Source organism: Saccharopolyspora mangrovi, assembly GCF_035320975.1.
GTDB classification, from domain to species: domain Bacteria; phylum Actinomycetota; class Actinomycetes; order Mycobacteriales; family Pseudonocardiaceae; genus Saccharopolyspora; species Saccharopolyspora mangrovi.
In genome coordinates, this window is sequence record NZ_JAWLNX010000024.1 from 1 (window position 1) to 13,471 (window position 13,471).

At 70.8% G+C, this 13,471-nt stretch carries 13 protein-coding genes; all 13 read right to left on the bottom strand.

Features of this window, described 5'->3' with window-relative positions; genetic code table 11:
* Positions 1-80: 80 nt before the first annotated feature.
* Positions 81-635, bottom strand: coding sequence for a 3-hydroxy-9,10-secoandrosta-1,3,5(10)-triene-9,17-dione monooxygenase reductase subunit (gene hsaB / locus R4I43_RS26725; protein WP_324268070.1), 555 nt, complete (start codon positions 633-635; stop codon positions 81-83).
* Between the two features lie 11 nt (positions 636-646).
* The gene (hsaC, locus tag R4I43_RS26730; protein ID WP_324268069.1) at positions 647-1,558 is read right to left on the bottom strand and encodes an iron-dependent extradiol dioxygenase HsaC; all 912 of its coding nucleotides are present in this window, start codon (positions 1,556-1,558) and stop codon (positions 647-649) included.
* Between the two features lie 21 nt (positions 1,559-1,579).
* Entirely contained in the window at positions 1,580-2,431 is an 852-nt protein-coding gene (gene hsaD / locus R4I43_RS26735) for a 4,5:9,10-diseco-3-hydroxy-5,9,17-trioxoandrosta-1(10),2-diene-4-oate hydrolase (protein WP_324268068.1), read from the bottom strand.
* Positions 2,431-3,603, bottom strand: coding sequence for a 3-hydroxy-9,10-secoandrosta-1,3,5(10)-triene-9,17-dione monooxygenase oxygenase subunit (gene hsaA / locus R4I43_RS26740; RefSeq protein WP_324268067.1), 1,173 nt, complete (start codon positions 3,601-3,603; stop codon positions 2,431-2,433). Before hsaA ends, hsaD begins: the two co-directional genes overlap by 1 nt.
* Before the next feature lie 13 nt (positions 3,604-3,616).
* A complete protein-coding gene (gene dmpG, locus R4I43_RS26745; RefSeq protein WP_407691307.1) occupies positions 3,617-4,660 on the bottom strand; it encodes a 4-hydroxy-2-oxovalerate aldolase in 1,044 nt (347 codons plus the stop codon).
* On the bottom strand, positions 4,657-5,562 hold the full coding sequence (locus tag R4I43_RS26750) for an acetaldehyde dehydrogenase (acetylating) (protein ID WP_324268066.1): 906 nt from the start codon (positions 5,560-5,562) through the stop codon (positions 4,657-4,659). The genes dmpG and R4I43_RS26750 overlap by 4 nt, the downstream gene beginning before the upstream one ends.
* A 10-nt stretch (positions 5,563-5,572) precedes the next feature.
* Positions 5,573-6,349 carry a 2-keto-4-pentenoate hydratase gene (locus R4I43_RS26755; RefSeq protein WP_324268065.1) on the bottom strand — a complete coding sequence of 259 codons (777 nt, stop codon included), beginning with the start codon at positions 6,347-6,349 and terminating at the stop codon, positions 5,573-5,575.
* A 111-nt stretch (positions 6,350-6,460) separates the two neighbouring features.
* The gene (locus tag R4I43_RS26760) at positions 6,461-7,627 is read right to left on the bottom strand and encodes a lipid-transfer protein (RefSeq protein WP_324268064.1); all 1,167 of its coding nucleotides are present in this window, start codon (positions 7,625-7,627) and stop codon (positions 6,461-6,463) included.
* Positions 7,624-8,049 (bottom strand): MaoC family dehydratase, encoded by a 426-nt coding sequence (locus R4I43_RS26765; protein WP_324268063.1) that lies wholly within the window; start codon positions 8,047-8,049, stop codon positions 7,624-7,626. Before R4I43_RS26765 ends, R4I43_RS26760 begins: the two co-directional genes overlap by 4 nt.
* Entirely contained in the window at positions 8,046-9,011 is a 966-nt protein-coding gene (locus tag R4I43_RS26770) for a bifunctional MaoC family dehydratase N-terminal/OB-fold nucleic acid binding domain-containing protein (RefSeq protein ID WP_324268062.1), read from the bottom strand. Before R4I43_RS26770 ends, R4I43_RS26765 begins: the two co-directional genes overlap by 4 nt.
* Before the next feature lie 14 nt (positions 9,012-9,025).
* Complete coding sequence (locus R4I43_RS26775) at positions 9,026-10,180, bottom strand: acyl-CoA dehydrogenase family protein (RefSeq protein ID WP_324268061.1); 1,155 nt, start codon at positions 10,178-10,180, stop codon at positions 9,026-9,028.
* Between the two features lie 9 nt (positions 10,181-10,189).
* On the bottom strand, positions 10,190-11,245 hold the full coding sequence (locus tag R4I43_RS26780; protein WP_324268060.1) for an acyl-CoA dehydrogenase family protein: 1,056 nt from the start codon (positions 11,243-11,245) through the stop codon (positions 10,190-10,192).
* Positions 11,246-11,323: 78 nt separating this feature from the next.
* The gene (locus R4I43_RS26785) at positions 11,324-13,420 is read right to left on the bottom strand and encodes an acyl-CoA dehydrogenase (RefSeq protein ID WP_324268059.1); all 2,097 of its coding nucleotides are present in this window, start codon (positions 13,418-13,420) and stop codon (positions 11,324-11,326) included.
* Between the last annotated feature and the right edge of the window lie 51 nt (positions 13,421-13,471).

A 13,471-nucleotide genomic window follows, 5' to 3' on the forward strand; every position in this document is an offset into this window, starting at 1 on the left:
GAAATTCGAGTCCGAAGTTCTGGACTCGAATTTCGCGCGAAATTGGGATTCCTCACCCGGCCGTGTGCAGGGGTGGCCGGTCAGAGCCAGTCTTCCGGGGTTCCGGTGAGGAAGTCCTCGGGCCAGCAGCGGGCGGGTGTCGTGGGGTGGGTGATTCCCGTGTAGGCGCCCTTGTAGAAGAGGAGCGGGTCTTCGTCCGCGGTCTCGCCCAGGGTGCGGACTCGGCCGAGGACGATGTGGTGGTCGCCGCCGTCGAGAACGGACTCGACCGCGCAGTCCAGCCACGTGAGGGTGCCGTCGAGGACCGGGGCGCCGGAAGGGGCCGGGGTCCAGTCCAGGCTGGCGAACTTGTCCTCGCCCCTGCGGCCGAATACCGTTGACACGTCTCGCTGCCCGGCCGCGAGCACGTTGACGCAGAAGTGGCCCGCGCGCTCGATGAGCGGCCACGTGCGGGAGGTCTTACCGGGGCAGAACAGCACCAGTGGCGGGTCCAGCGACAGCGCCGAGAACGACTGGCAGGCGAAGCCCACCGGCTCGCCGTCGCAGGCGGCGGTCACGACCGTGACGCCGGTGCAGAAGTGCCCGAGCGTGCGCCGGAACGCGGCGCCGTCGACCTCCGGGACCACCACGTCCATCGCCCCTCCCATCACTGCCCGGGCGGCCGGTTGCCGACCGAGAAGTCGTGACCCCACAGGCTCACCGCCGTGCTCTCCCGCGCGATCCAGTCACCGTCGTCGACCTGCCGTCCCTCGCAGCCGAACTCGACGTCGAACCCGCCGGGGGTCTTCATGTAGAACGACAGCATCAGGTCGTTGACGTGCCGTCCCAGCGTCGCCGACATCGGAACCTGGCGCCGGTAGGCGCGGTCGAGGGTGAGCCCGACGTCGTCGACGTCGGCGACCTCCACCATCAGGTGCACGATGCCGCTGGGCGTGGGCATCGGCAGGAACGCCAGGCTGTGGTGCCGGGGGTTGCAGCCGAAGAACCGCAGCCACGCCGGTTCGCCGTCGGAGGGGCGCCCGACCAGCTCGGGCGGCATCCGCATCGAGTCGCGCAGCTTGAACCCGAGCACGTCGCGGTAGAACCGCAGCGCCGCCTCGTCGTCGTGGGTGGACAGCACCACGTGCCCCAGGCCCTGCTCGCCGGTGACGAACGTGTGCCCGTAGGGGCTGACCACGCGGCGGTGCTGCAGCGCCGCGCCGTGGAAGACCTCCAGCTCGTTGCCCGACGGGTCGCTGAAGCGGATCAGCTCCATCACCCGGCGGTCGGCCAGCTCCTCCTTGGTGCCCTCCTTGAACGGAATCCCGTTGGCGCTCAACGAGTCCCGCACCTCCTGCAGGCCCGCCGCGTGCTCGGCCTCCCAGCCGGCGTGCAGCAGCCGGTCCTGCGAACCGGGCACGACCACCAGCCGCGCCGGGAAGTCGTCCATGCGCAGGTACAACGCGTCCGGATCACCACCGCTGCCCTCGACCATGCCGAGGACCTTCAGGCCGTAGGTCCGCCACGCCTCGATGTCGGTGGCCTCGATGCGCAGATACCCGAGCGAGCGAATCCCCATCGGACTACCTCCCTTCACCGGCTAGTTGAGCAGGAAATCCCGCGTCAAAGCGTTGAACTCCTCGAACTTCTCCAACTGCGCCCAGTGCCCGCAGCGGCCGAACACGTGCAGCTGCGCGCGCGGGATGAGCTTGAGCGCCACCAGAGCACCGTCCAGCGGGTTGACCCGGTCCTCCCGGCCCCAGATCAGCAGCACCCGCTGCCGCAGCTTGTAGGCCTCCCGCCACAGCAGGCCCTCCTCGTAGGTCTCGGGCTGGGCGAAGGACTTGCCCATCGCCTTCATCGCGGCCAGCGACTCGGGCGCGCTCGCCGCGGCGAAGCGCTCCTCGAGCAGCTCCTCGGTGATCAGCGACTGGTCGTAGACCATCGTGCGCAGGAACGCTTCGAGCTTCTCCTTGGTCGGGCCGGGCGGAGCGCCGAACTGGCCCAGCTTCTGCACGCCTTCGGTCGGGTCCGGCGCGAACACGTTGAGGCTCAGCCCGCCCGGGCCCATCAGCACCAATCGGCCCGCGCGGTCCGGGAAGTCCAGCGCGAAGCGCACCGCCGTCCCGCCGCCGAGCGAGTTGCCCAGCAGGTGCGCCTCGCCCACGCCCAGCACGTCGAAGAGCTCCTTCAACGCACCGGCGCTGTGGGTGAAGTACTGGCCGTGCTCGGTCGGTTTCGACGACTTGCCGAAACCTGGCTGGTCCACGGCGATGACGTGGAACTCCTCGCCGAACGCGGCGATGTTGCGGCTGAAGTTGCTCCACGCCGACGCCCCGGGACCACCGCCGTGCAACATGACCACAGTGGACTCGTTGCCGACCCCGGCCTCGTGGTAGTGCAGCGTCAGCCCGGAGGGCAGGGTCGCGTCCTGGCTCTTGATCTCCACCATCAGACCATCGAATCCTTCACCGGTAGACCGAATTCCCCGCTGCCGAACATCGTGTAGGCGCGCTCGGCGTCGTTGGCCGCGTGCACCCGGCCGGCGTGCGCGTCCCGCCAGAACCGCTGGATCGGCGTGCCCGCCTGCAGCGCCCGGCCGCCGGAGTTCTCGAAGAGCCGGTCCACCGCGGAGATCGCCCGCGCGGTGCCGCGCACCTGGTCGCGCCGCGCCTTCAACCGCAGCGACATCGGCACCTCCTCGCCCGCCTGCAGCAGCGCCAGTTCCTCGGCGATGTTGGTGGACAGCTGCAGCCACGCGGCGTCGATCTCGCTGGCCGCCTCGGCGATGCGGACCTTGGCGAACGGGTCGTCCTTGGCCTGCTCTCCGGCGTAGGCGGCGCGGACCCGCTTGGCCTGGTGCTCGACGTGGGCGTCGTAGGCGCCCTGCGCCATGCCGATGATCGGCGCGGTGATCGTCGACGGGTGCACGGTGCCCCACGGCAGCCGGTACAGCGGCGCGGTGTTGACCTCGTGGCCGGGGCACTGCGTCTTCGACATCGCCATGAAGCTCAGCGCCCGGTGGGACGGGATGAACACGTCGTCCACCACGATGTCGTTGCTGCCGGTGCCGCGCAGGCCGACGGTGTCCCACACGTCGTTGATGGTGTAGTCGCCCAGCGGCAGCAGGTAGGTGCAGAAGTCGACCATCTTGCCGTCGCCGTCGAGCGCGGGTCCGCCGACGAACACCCAGCTGGCGTGGTCGCAGCCGGACGAGAAGCTCCACTTGCCGGACAGCCGGTAGCCGCCGTCGACGACGGTGGCCTTGCCCATCGGCGCGTACGAGGAGGAGATCCTGGTGTGCGGGTCCTCGCCCCAGACGTCGTCCTGCGCCTGCTGCGGGAACAGCGCCAGGTGCCAGGGGTGCACGCCCAGGATGGAGGCGACCCAGCCGGTCGATCCGCAGGCGCTGGCGATGAGCTTGACCGCGCTGTAGAACTCCACCGGGTCGGCTTCGAAACCGCCGTAGCGCTCGGGCTGCAGCAGCGCGAAGAAACCCGCGTCCTGGAGTTCGGCGATCGATACCGCCGGGATCTTGCGGCCGTCCTCGGCCTGCTGCGCGCGATCCCGCAGCGCTGGAAGCAGTTTGCGCACCGCCTCGAGAACTTCAGTGCTGTCACTCATGCAGCGCTCCTTGTCACTTGGCCTGTTCGCGCTGCAGTTCCAGCGCGATGTCGATCAGCTGGTCCTCCTGGCCGCCGACGAGCTTGCGCTCACCGGCCCGCACCAGCAGTTGCGCCTGGCTGACGCCGTAGCGTTCGGCCTGGTTGGCGGCGTGCTTGAGGAAGCTGGAGTACACCCCGGCGTAGCCCATCATCAGCGCGGAGCGGTCGAGCAGGCATTCCTCGGGCATCGCCGGGCGCACCACGTCCTCCGCGGCGTCGGCGATGGCGAAGAAGTCCACCCCGGTGCGGAAACCGAGCTTGTCGCACACCCCGACGAACGCCTCCACCGGCGTGTTGCCGGCCCCGGCGCCGAAACGCCGTGCGCTGCCGTCGATCTGGACGGCACCGGCGCGCGCGGCGGCCACCGAGTTGGCCACGGCGACGCCGAGGTTCTCGTGCCCGTGGAAGCCGATCTGCGCGTCGCCGCCGATCTCGGCGTCGATGGCCTGGACCCGCTCGGCGACCTGCTCCAGCACCAGAGCGCCGGCGGAGTCGACGACGTAGACGCACTGGCAGCCGGCGTCGACCATGATCCGCGCCTGCTTGGCCAGCACCTCCGGTGGCTGGGAGTGGGCCATCATCAGGAATCCGACGGTCTCCATGCCCTGCTCGCGCGCGAGCCCGAAGTGCTGCACCGACACGTCGGCTTCGGTGCAGTGGGTGGCGATCCGGCACACCGAGGCGCCGTTGTCGCGGGAGATCACGATGTCGTCGGTGACGCCCACCCCGGGCAGCATCAGCACGGCGATCTTGGCGTTGCGCGCGGTCTCGGCCGCGAGGGTGATCAGCTCCTGCTCGGGGGTGCGCGAGAACCCGTAGTTGAACGAGGATCCGCCGAGCCCGTCGCCGTGGGTCACCTCGATCACCGGCACCCCGGCGCCGTCGAGCGCGGTGACGATGTCGCGCACCTCGTCGGCGGTGAACTGGTGGCGCTTGTGGTGCGAGCCGTCGCGCAGCGAGGTGTCGGTGATGCGCAGGTCCAGCTCGTTGCTGTAGGTCTTGGGCAGTCCGGTCACCGCGCGGCCTCCTTCTGCAGCGCCCCGGTGCGGGCGAGTTCTTCGCCGACCCGCACGGCGGCGGCGGTCATGATGTCGAGATTCCCGGAGTACTTCGGCAGGAAGTCGCCTGCGCCCTCGACCTCGACGAACACCGCCACGCGGGCCTGGCCGCCGGTGACGGCCGAGGGCGGGTCGAACTGCGGCTCGGACAGCAGCCGGTAGCCGGGGACGTACTCGGCGATGTCGCGAGCCATCCGGGTGATCGACTCACCGATGGCGTCGGTGTCGGCGTCGGCCGGGATGGCGCAGAAGATGGTGTCCCGCATGATCATGGGCGGGTCCGCGGGGTTGAGCACGATGATCGCCTTGCCGCGCTCGGCTCCGCCGATGACCTCGATGCCCTTGGCCGTCGTGCGGGTGAACTCGTCGATGTTGGACCGGGTTCCGGGCCCGGCCGACACCGAGGCGACCGAGGCGACGATCTCGGCGTAGGCGACCGGGACCACCCGCGAGACGGCGTGCACGATCGGGATGGTGGCCTGCCCGCCGCAGGTGATGAGGTTGATGTTCGGCGCCTCGAGGTGCTCGCCGATGTTGACCGGCGGCACCACGTACGGACCGACGGCGGCCGGGGTGAGGTCGATGGCCCGGATGCCGCGCTCGGCGTAGCGCGGCGCGTTGGCCTTGTGCACGTAGGCCGAAGTCGCCTCGAAGACGATGTCCGGGGTTTCGTTGGCCAGCAACCAGTCCACGCCGTCGGCGCTGGCGGTCACCCCCATGTCGGCCGCGCGGCGCAGGCCATCGCTGTCGGGATCGATGCCGATCATCCAGGCCGGTTCGACGTGTTCGGCCCGGCTGAGCTTGTAGAGCAGGTCGGTGCCGATGTTGCCCGACCCGACGATGGCCGCCTTCGCGGTCATGACGCCCTCCCTAGGGTTTCGCGGTGAGACCGACGGTGCCGAGACCCGAGAACTCGGCGCGGAACGCATCTCCGGGCCGCAGGTCGATGGCGCGGGTGCAGGAACCGGGCAGTACGACGTTGCCCGCGCGCAGCCGCACCCCGAACCCGGCGACCTTGCCTGCCAGCCAGGCCACGGCGGTGGCGGGGTTGCCGAGCACCGCGTCGGAGCGGCCCTCGGCGACGACCTCGCCGTTGCGGTGCAGCACGGCGTCGATGCCGCGCGCGTCGAGCTCGCCGGGCGCCACCCGAGCGGCGCCGAGCACGTAGCCGGCGGAGGAGGCGTTGTCGGCGATGGTGTCGGCGATGCCGATGCGCCAGTCGCGGATGCGGCTGTCGATGAGCTCGATGGACGGGATCAGCGCCTCGGTGCGCTCCAGCACGCCCTGCTCGTCGCAGTCCGGCGGGATGTCTTCGGCCAGCAGGAACCCGACCTCGACCTCCACGCGCGGGTAGCAGTAGGCGCGTGCGTCGATCGGGACGTCCTCGGCCAGCTGCATGTCGGCGAGCAGGTGCCCGTAGTCGGGTTCGTCGACGCCCATCATCTGCTGCATCGCCGGCGAGGACAGCCCGACCTTGTGCCCGGCGACCGCGACGTCGCGGCGGCGGATGTTGATCAGCTGGATCTCGTAGGCGTCGACCACGTCGATGTCGGGGTGCGACTCGACCAGCGGCGGGATCGGCTCCCGTTCGCGCTCGGCCTGCCGCAGCCGCGCGGCGAGGCCTTCCCGGGTCTCGGCACTGAGCATGCGACCTCCACGACACCGTACTGGAACAGGTTCCCTTTGGCGGTAAAACCGGTTCACGTGCTGTTACGCGTCACATCATACTGCCCGAAGCGGCAAAATCTATAACATGTTTCAGTTGGTTGTGAGCACCAGTCCGCTGGTGGGGACGCCAGTGCCCGCGGTCACCAGGACGTTGCCGACCTCGTCGACCTGGTTGACCGCCGTGCCCCGGATCTGGCGGACCGCCTCGGCGATGCCGTTCATCCCGTGGATGTAGGCCTCCCCCAACTGCCCGCCGTGGGTGTTCAGCGGCAACCGCCCGCCGTGCTCGATGGCGCCGTCGGCGATGAAGTCCTTGGCCTCGCCCCGGCCGCAGAAACCCAGCTCCTCGAGCTGGACCAGCACCAACGGCGTGAAGTGGTCGTAGAGGACGCCCACCTGCACGTCCTGCGGCCCGATCCCGGACTGCTCCCACAGCTGCCGCGCCACCAGGCCCATCTCCGGCAGCCCGGTCAACGAGTCGCGGTAGTAGCTGGTCATGGTGAACTGGTCCGGCCCGCTGCCCTGGGCCGCCGCGGCCACCACCGCGGGCGGGTGGGCCAGGTCGCGGGCGCGGTCGAGGCTGGTGACCACCAGTGCCACGCCGCCGTCGCTCTCCTGGCAGCAGTCCAGCAGCCGCAGCGGCTCGGTGATCCACCGCGAGTTCTGGTGGTCCTCCAGCGTGATCGGCCGCTGGTAGAACCAGGCGTTCGGGTTGGTGGCCGCGTGCTTGCGGTCGGCGACCGCGATCCGGCCGAAGTCCTCGCTGGTCGCGCCGTACTCGTGCATGTAGCGGCGGGCGAACATGGCCACCTGCGCGCCCGGCGTGCCCAGCCCCATCGGGTAGGACCAGCTGTTGTCCACCCCGGTGGAGGTCGCCTGCCCGGACAGCCCGGCGTTGAACTGGCCGAACCGCTGCCCGGAGCGCTCGTTGAACGCCCGGTAGCAGACCACGACCTCGGCCATCCCGGTCGCCACCGCCATCGCCGCCTGCTGCACGGTGGCGCAGGCCGCGCCTCCGCCGTAGTGGATGCGGCTGAAGTAGCTCAGGTTCGGGATGCCGACCTCGCGGGCCACCGCCACCTCGGTGTTGGTGTCCATCGTGAAGGTGACCAAACCGTCCACATCGGACGGCGAAAGCCCGGCGTCGGCGAGCGCGGTGCGCACGCATTCGGCGGCCAGCTGGAGCTCGCTGCGCCCGGAGTCCTTGGAGAACTCGGTCGCGCCGATGCCGGCGATGGCGGTCTTGCCTGAGATCATCGGGCCACCTCCGGCAGCTCCAGCCGCACCCGGCCGGTGACGTGGGTGCCGAGCTGGTTGCGGCCCAGCACCTCGACGACGAACACGCCGTCGCCGCGTTCCAGCACCTGACCGTGCATGGTCAGCGTGTCGTACGCGTAGCAGGGCACGCCGAGCTTGATCGACACCCCGCGCACCAGCGCCTCCGGGCCCGCCCAGTCGGTGACGTAGCGCTGCACCAGTCCGGTCGTGGCGAGGATGTTGAGGAAGATGTCCTCCGACCCCTTGGCCTGGGCCAGGTCGCGGTCGTGGTGCACGTCCTGGAAGTCGCGGGTGGCGATGGCCGTGCTGACGATGAAGGTCGGGGTCGCCTCGATGCGCTCCTCGGGCAGCGCGTCGCCGATGGCGACCTCACCCGCCGAGCGCGTGCGCGTCAGGATCATTCTGTCTCCACGGGTTTCCAGTACGGCAAGGTCAGTTCGTCGTCGACGCGCTGGTAGGCGACCTGGACGCGTTGCCCGATCGTCACCTCGTCGGGATCGACGTCGTGCAGCTCGCCGAGGACGCGCACGCCCTCGTCGAGCTCGACCAGCGCGATCACCAGCGGCAGCTCCTTGCCCGGGATCGCGGGCCGGTGGTGCACGACGTAGCTGCAGACCTCGCCGAGCCCGTCGGAGACCAGGTGCGTGCGCTTGGTGGCACCGCACTCCGGGCACATCGGCCCCGGCGGGTGCCGCAGCAGACCGCAGCCGCCGCAGCGCTGGATGCGCAGCTCACCGGCGGCCGTGCCCTCCCAGAAGTAGGCGGTGTCGCGGTTGATCGCGGGCCGGATGACCTCGGCCGGCGGCTCCGGTTCCGGCTGCGGTTCGGCGGGTTTCGCGTCGGCGGGCTTGAACTTCAGGACCCGGAACATCATCTCGGCCACGGGTTCGTCGCCGACGTACCAGGTGTTGCGAGTGGTGACGAACCAGCCTTCACCCAGACCGGTCTTCTTCGGCCCGACCACCGAGTCGAGCTTGGTGGTGACCGTGACGTGCTCGCCGTGCCGCAGGTAGCGGTGGTAGGTCTGGTCGCAGTTGGTGGCCACGACCGAGACGTAACCGGCCTCGTCGAGCGCGCCCATCATCGCGTAGAGCGGGTCGTCGGGGTCGCGCTGCGGGTGGAGCCCGCCCATCGTCCACACCTGCGCCATCGCCGGGGGCGCGACCAGTCCACCGTGGACGGATTCGGCGGCGGCCTCGGCGTCGTTGTAGACCGGGTTGGCGTCGCGCATCGCCTCGACCCAGTTGTTGATCATAGGCAGGTTCACCGGGTCGCGCGCGGAACGCGGTGCGCTGGCACCGCCCTCGGCGATCCGCTTCGCCGCCGCCCGGATCTCGTCGGCTTCGGTGGCGGTACTGGTCATGTCACTCCCATTCCTCAGCGCGGCACCCGCGGCAGTCCCAGCCCGGCGGTGGCGATCAGCTCTCGCTGCACTTCGCTGACACCGCCGCCGAAGGTCAGCACGAGGTTGCGCTTGGCCTGGACGTCCAGCCAGTGCAGCAGTTCTGCGGTGTCCTCATCGGAGGGATCACCGTGGCGTCCGACGATCTCCTCCAGCTCGCGGCCCAGCACCTGCACGGTCTCGGACGAGAACACCTTGGTCGCCGAGGCGTCGGCGACCTCCACCGGACCGAGCGAGGCCGAGGCCGCGACCTGCCAGTTGAGCAGTTCGTTGACCCGCTCGAAGGCCCGCACCCGCGCGAGAACCCGTCGCACGTCGGGGAGTTCCAGCAGACCGTGCGAGCGCGCCCACGCGTGCACGCGCTCGCGCAGCCCGCCGGTGCGGCCGGACGGGCCGAGCATGACGCGCTCGTGGTTGAGCTGGGTGGTGATCAGCTTCCAACCCCGGTCCTGCTCCCCCACCAGCATCGACGCCGGGACCCGCACGTCGTTGAAGTAGGTGGCGTTGACGTGGTGCGAGCCGTCGGCGGTGATGATCGGCGTCCACGAGTAGCCGGGGTCGCTGGTGTCGACGATGAGGATCGAGATGCCCTTGTGCTTGGGCGCGTCGGGGTTGGTGCGGCAGGCCAGCCAGATGTGGTCGGCGTCGTGCCCGCCGGTGGTGAAGATCTTCTGCCCGTTGACCACGAACTCATCGCCGTCGCGCACCGCGGTGGTGCGCAGCGAGGCCAGGTCGGTGCCCGCCTCGGGCTCGGTGTAGCCGATGGCGAAGTGCACGTCCCCAGCGAGGATCTTGGGCAGGAAGAAGGACTTCTGCTCCTCGGTGCCGTAGGCCTGCAGGGTGGGCCCGACGGTCTGCAGCGTCACCGACGGCAGCTGCACGTCGGCGCGGGCGGCCTCGTTGGCGAAGATGTACTGCTCGACGTCGCCGAAACCCCGTCCGCCGTACTCCTGCGGCCAGCCCACGCCGAGCCAGCCGTCGCGACCCATCCGGCGCACGACCGCGCGGTGCGCCTGGTCGTGCCGGTCGACGGCCAGCGCTGCGCGCTCCTCGGGGGTGACGAGGTTGCTGAAGTACTCGCGCAGCTCGGCCTGCAGCGCCCGCTGCTCCTCGGTGAGTTCGATGAACACGGCTTCTCCTCAGGCGTGTCGGGCGAGGACGTCGACGCGGTGCGCGGCGCCGCCCGCGAGCCGCGCGAGGTCCTTGACCTGCGAGTAGTAGCGGTGCATCGGGTAGGTGATGTCCACCCCGAGCCCGCCGTGCAGGTGGTGGCAGGTGTGCATCGCGCCCGGCGCCTGGTCGGTGAGCCAGAACGCGGCGACGTCGAGGTCTTCGCCCGCGTCGCGCCCGGTCCCCAGCCGCCAGGACGCCGACAGCGCGGCCAGGTGCAGGGTGCGGTTGACGACGTAGACGTCGGCGATCTGCTGCGCGACCGCCTGGAACGCCGCCAGCGGCTTGCCGAACTGGTGGCGGGTGCGCAGGTGCTCTGCGGTGAGCTCCAGCGCCCCGGCCACGGCTCCGTCACCGAGCGCGCACATGCCCGCGAGCGCGCAGGCGTGCACGTCGTCGAGCAGCTCTTCTCCTGGCGCGCCGAGGATTTCGCATTCGACCGCGTCGAGGTCGACGACCCATTCGGTGCCGGTCGAGGACTTGGCGGAGTGCAGCGTGACGCCGTCGGCGTGCGGGTCGACGAGCGCGATCGCGGGCCCGCGCTCGGTGCTCGCCGAGACGAGCAGCCGGTGAGCGGTGTCGGCGTGCAGCACACCGGTCTTGCGCCCGGTGACGCGCGATACCCGCACCACCGCAGCGGGTTTCACCGGCAGCGGGTTCGAGACCTCGTTGAGCGCGGCGCTGAACACGCGGCCCGGCTCGGCGAGCAACCGCTCCTGCTGGTCGTGCTCGCCGTGCCGCGCGATGGGCAGGACGCCGAAGGCGAGGGTGGCCAGCGCCGGGACGCCGACCCCGGCCTTGCCGACCTCGGTGAGCACCAGGCCGACCTCCAGGGGGCCGAGACCGGCACCACCGAGGCGCTCGGGGACCGGCAACGACAGCAGGCCGGCTTCGCCGAGCGCCTTCCACACCGACTCGTCGAAACCGATTCCAGTTGAGGCGGCCGACCGCTCGGTCTCCCGCGCCAGAACTTCAGCCGCGAGATCCCGCACTGCCTGCTGCGTCTCTCCGAGCGTGAACTCCATCCCGCCCCCTCGACCAACCCTGGCCACGTTGTGAAACTTGTTCTACTTCTACCGTCTGAGCGACCTCCCGCGCAAGCCTCAGCGAGGCAGCCCGAGGATCCGTTCGGCGATGACGTTGAGCAGGATCTGCGTCGTGCCACCGGCGATGGACAGGGCGCGGGTGAGCAGCACCTCGTGCACCGGTTCGGCCTCCACCACGAGCGCTTCGGCGCCGAGCACCTCGGTGCCGAGCTCGGCGACGTTCTGGCGGTGCCACACGCCCAGCAGCTTCTCGACGCTGGACTCCGCGCCCGGCCCCCGGCCGTGCAGGCTGCGCAGGGTGGAGCGCAGGCGCAGCAGCGAGCCGGTCAGGCCGTCGACCACGGCCGCTCCGAGGCGTTCGCGCATCGACGGGTCCGCGCAGCCGGGATCGGCCAACAGCCGCTCGACCTCCTGACCGAGGCTCGACCCGCCGCCGAGCGCGACGCGCTCGTTGGCCAGCGTCGTGCGCGCGAGCTTCCATCCCTGGCCAGGTTCGGCGACCAGGCAGTCGTCGGGGACGAAGACCTCGTCGAGGAACACCTCGTTGAACCGCTCCACGCCGGTGATCTCGCGCAGCGGGCGCACCGTGATGCCCTCGGAGCGCATGTCGACCAGGAAGTAGCTGATGCCGCGGTGCTTCGGCGCCTCCGGATCGGTGCGGGCCAGGCAGATCCCCCAGTCGGCCTCCTGCGCGAGCGAGGTCCACACCTTCTGGCCGGTGAGCTTCCAACCGCCGTCGACGCGTTCGGCCTTGGTGCGCAGCCCGGCGAGATCGGAACCGGCGCCCGGCTCGGAGAACAGCTGGCACCAGGTGACCTCGCCGCGCAGCGTCGGCCAGACGAACCGCTCGCGCTGGGCGTCGGTGCCGTGCTCGACGATGGTCGGCACGGCCCAGTTGCCCACGACCATGTCGGGGCGCCGCACGCCCGCGCGGTCGAGCTCCTCGTCGATGAGCAGCTGCTCGTGCGGGCTCGCGCCGCAGCCGTAGGGCCGGGGCCAGTGCGGGGCGAGGTAGCCGGTCTCGGCGAGCCGGATCCGCTGCTGCTGCGGGGAAAGCGCGGCGATCCCCTCGACCGCGCTGCGGATCTCACCGCGCCGGTCCTCGGGGAGTTCGGCCGACAGGCTCAGCCGCCTGCGCGCACCGGAAGCCGACAGGTCCGCGACGCGGCGACGCCAGCCGGCCGAGCCGCCGACGGTCTGCCGCAGAGCCAGCGCCCGGCGGAGGTAGAGGTGGGCGTCGTGCTCCCAGGTGAAGCCGATGCCGCCGAGCACCTGGATGCAGTCCTTGGCGACCTCCACCGCCGCGTCGAAGACCGCGGCTCCGGCCGCGGCGGCGGCCAGCGGGTGCTCGTCCGGGGCGTCCTCGGCCGCGCGGGCGGCGTCCCAGGCCAGCGCGGTGGCCTTCTCGACCTCGCAGAGCATCCGGGCGCAGAAGTGCTTGACGGCCTGGAACGAGCCGATGACCTGGCCGAACTGCTCGCGGGTTCCCGCGTGCTCCACCGCGGTGCGCAGGCACCAGCTCGCGATCCCGGCGGCCTCGGCGGCGGCGAGCGTGACCGCGAGGTCCCGGACGTCGCGGTCGAGGACGTTCTCGGCCGGGATCGCGACGTCGCGGAGCACGACCTCGGCGACCGGGCGGGACAGGTCCAGCGACGCGCGCGGGTGACGTTCCGCCTGGTCGGCTGCGACGAGGAACCAGACCTCGCGGTCGCCCGAGCGGGCGGGCAGCAGCAGGTGGGTCACCCCCATCGCGCCCGGGACGGCCGCGATGCGGCCGGAAACCACCAGCCCGTCAGCGGTTTCGACGGCGTTCAGCTCGCCGGGCTCCAGCGCAGCGGCGGCGGTGGCCCGGCCTTCGGCGAAGTCGGCGTCGCCCAGCAGCGCGACGGCCAGGGCCGTGGACCACACCGGACCTGGGACCAGCGCATCGGCCGCCTGCTCCAGACCGGCGGCGAGGTCGGCCAGCGTGCCGATCCCCTCGGCGAGCAGTGAGAACACGCCGATCTCGGTCAAGCCGGTCCAGGTCTCCTCCTCGTGCCAGACCGGGGCCTCGGCGCTCTCCAGCTTGCGCACCGGATCGGTGCCCAGCCCCTCGGCCCAAGATCGGATGGACTCCTGCAGGGCCCGCTGCTCGTCGGTGATCGCGATCGGCACAACGCCTCCTCGTCCGCGCCCGCACTGCGAGAATTAGAACATGTTCTAACA

Coding starts and splice junctions, on each gene's coding strand:
- hsaB (WP_324268070.1), bottom strand. CDS start 635: ATGGACGTGGTGGTCCCGGAGGTCGACGGCGCCGCGTTCCGGCGCACG.
- hsaC (WP_324268069.1), bottom strand. CDS start 1,558: ATGGGGATTCGCTCGCTCGGGTATCTGCGCATCGAGGCCACCGACATC.
- hsaD (WP_324268068.1), bottom strand. CDS start 2,431: ATGGTGGAGATCAAGAGCCAGGACGCGACCCTGCCCTCCGGGCTGACG.
- hsaA (WP_324268067.1), bottom strand. CDS start 3,603: ATGAGTGACAGCACTGAAGTTCTCGAGGCGGTGCGCAAACTGCTTCCA.
- R4I43_RS26750 (WP_324268066.1), bottom strand. CDS start 5,562: ATGACCGCGAAGGCGGCCATCGTCGGGTCGGGCAACATCGGCACCGAC.
- R4I43_RS26755 (WP_324268065.1), bottom strand. CDS start 6,349: ATGCTCAGTGCCGAGACCCGGGAAGGCCTCGCCGCGCGGCTGCGGCAG.
- R4I43_RS26760 (WP_324268064.1), bottom strand. CDS start 7,627: ATGATCTCAGGCAAGACCGCCATCGCCGGCATCGGCGCGACCGAGTTC.
- R4I43_RS26765 (WP_324268063.1), bottom strand. CDS start 8,049: ATGATCCTGACGCGCACGCGCTCGGCGGGTGAGGTCGCCATCGGCGAC.
- R4I43_RS26770 (WP_324268062.1), bottom strand. CDS start 9,011: ATGACCAGTACCGCCACCGAAGCCGACGAGATCCGGGCGGCGGCGAAG.
- R4I43_RS26780 (WP_324268060.1), bottom strand. CDS start 11,245: ATGGAGTTCACGCTCGGAGAGACGCAGCAGGCAGTGCGGGATCTCGCG.